The following is an 851-nucleotide window of genomic DNA, read 5'->3' on the forward strand; positions in this document are numbered from 1 at the left end:
AAATTGTGCTTCGTATACTTTTCCATTTACTACTGCTTCTGTTGTTGCTGGTATTGATGGTTTGTATCCGTTTGCTTTTGTTGTTTTAGAATCTGTTACATTTATTGTTGGTACTGTAACTTTTTCCCATTTGCTGCCTTTTTTAACTAGGACTGAAATTACTTGTTGTTTATCTAATTTTCCTAGTGTTAGGCTTCCCTTAGTTTTATCTGCATCTGTAACTTTAAATGCCACGATGTCATATTTTGTTTTGTCGACTGCCTTTCCATCTTTATCTGTTGTTGGTACGTTTGTGTCATTAGGATTTGTTGGTTCAGTCTTGTTCGCTGGTACGTATGGGATTACGTCTTCGTTTGATTGTTGTGGATTTACAGTAATCTTATTCTTTGAATTAGCTGTTAGTTCTTTTGCTTTTCCTTGAGCATCTTTTCCATTTACTTTTGCTACAAATGGTTTATCATTGTTGTCTTTGACAGTTAGATCTTTATCTTCGGCTGGTGTTACTGTTACTCCATATCCTGCTAACTGATCTTTACCAATTTCTACTGTATTTCCATTTTTGTCTGTTAATTTAACTTTGATGCCATCATGTGCTGGTTTTTCACCTTCTGTGTATGTCATCTTTGTTGGATCTTGAATTACTTCAATTTTTGTTACATTTGTTTTGTCAAATACTGAGCTTATTGCACTTGCTTTAAATTCAGCATTTTTTGTTATTGCTTGATCCCATGGTTTTTCTACATTCCATTTTGCTTCTTTGAAGTTATCTGCCGCTTCTGGTGTTGGGAATTTATCTTTTGCTAGTTTACTGTCTTTAAATACTGCATAAGATTTTCCATATAGACCATTAG

The 851-nt window shown here is 33.8% G+C and carries 1 protein-coding gene; it reads right to left on the reverse strand.

Annotation, left to right across the window (positions count from 1 at the left end; translation table 11 throughout):
* A partial coding sequence (locus tag HMPREF0631_RS05920) for a bacterial Ig-like domain-containing protein (protein ID WP_002843968.1) occupies positions 1 to 851 on the reverse strand: 851 nt, incomplete at both ends.

Origin of the sequence: Peptostreptococcus anaerobius 653-L (genome assembly GCF_000178095.1) — a bacterium.
Taxonomy (GTDB): domain Bacteria; phylum Bacillota; class Clostridia; order Peptostreptococcales; family Peptostreptococcaceae; genus Peptostreptococcus; species Peptostreptococcus anaerobius.